We start from the raw sequence: 601 nt of genomic DNA, 5'->3' as shown, positions 1-601 counted from the left end.
CAAGGCCATCCTAGAAATGCCACCACCAAGGACTGAAAAGGAGGTGCGAGGCTTTCTGGGTAAAGTGCAATTCATAAGACGGTTTATCTCAAAATTAACCTTGACTTGTGAACCACTTTTTGGTCTCCTGAAGAAAGGAAAGAAATTCCAATGGGACGGCCGATGCCAAGCTGCTTTTGAACAGATCAAGGAATACTTACAGAACCCGCCCGTGTTGTCACCGCCAGAGCCGGGGAAACCGTTGATATTGTACCTTTCAGTGACTGAGACTACAATGGGCTGTATGCTCGCACAAGAATCAGAGGACAAGGTGGAGAAAGCCATCTACTATCTGAGCAAGAAGATGCTAGAGTATGAGACTCGCTACACACCGTTGGAGAAGGCTTGCTTAGCTTTGGTATGGGCTACCAGGAAGCTGCGGCACTACCTGTTAGCTCACTCCGTAATGTTGGTTTCACGACTCGATCCCATCAAATATCTTTTCGAGAAACCAGCACTTACGGGTAGGCTAGCTCGTTGGTTGCTGTTGCTCTCCGAATTTGATCTGAAGTATGTAACACGCAAGTCAGTCAAGGGAAGAGCAGTAGCAGAATTGTGGGAA

At 47.4% G+C, this 601-nt stretch carries 1 protein-coding gene; it reads left to right on the top strand.

Annotated elements, in window-relative coordinates:
• Nucleotides 1-16 precede the first annotated feature (16 nt).
• Nucleotides 17-601 (top strand): RNase H-like domain-containing protein (locus IE178_RS37195; RefSeq protein WP_498370658.1); only part of this gene is annotated, 585 nt, incomplete at its 3' end.

Source organism: Streptomyces griseoloalbus (assembly GCA_014650015.1).
Taxonomy (GTDB): Bacteria; Actinomycetota; Actinomycetes; order Streptomycetales; family Streptomycetaceae; genus Streptomyces; species Streptomyces griseoloalbus.
This window is presented reverse-complemented; position numbering and strand designations above follow the sequence as displayed.